1 protein-coding gene is annotated in these 511 nt (G+C 43.6%); it reads left to right on the top strand.

The features are described from left to right. Window positions 1-511: alanine:cation symporter family protein (locus tag ACS8FD_RS24770; RefSeq protein WP_439277794.1), on the top strand; the 511-nt coding region annotated here is incomplete at both ends.

The following is a 511-nucleotide window of genomic DNA, read 5'->3' as shown; positions in this document are numbered from 1 at the left end:
AATGGGGACGTATAATATTCAAGGAACGTTGCCTGAGGGCCAATACCTTGTACAAAACGTCATGGCGGGCACCGAAATCAACTCTCCTGCCTTTACGCAGCTGGCGATGGAGTCAGTTTATGGGGCATTTGGCAATACGTTTATTGCTGTCGCTGTGTTCTTTTTTGCCTTTACTACTATCCTAGCCAATTATTATATTGCTGAAGTGAATGTCGCCTACTTGACTCGCTCTATTAGTCCTAGGGTCAACAGAATGGCGTTGTTTTTGGTTAAAGTATTGACGATGTCGATGATTGCTTATGGTGGTCTTAATTCGGCCGGCTATATTTGGGCGGTTGGTGATATCGGTGTTGGTCTGATTGCATGGTTGAATATCGTTGGTATTTTATTGATCTTTTTTATGGCACGTCCTGCGTTTAAGGCGCTTAAAGACTATGAGACCCAGCGCAAAGCAGGGGTGACTCGCTATACATTTGATCCTAATAAGCTGGGTATCAAAAACGCTCTATAT

This window comes from Psychrobacter sp. 1U2 (assembly GCF_051847575.1).
This window is presented reverse-complemented; position numbering and strand designations above follow the sequence as displayed.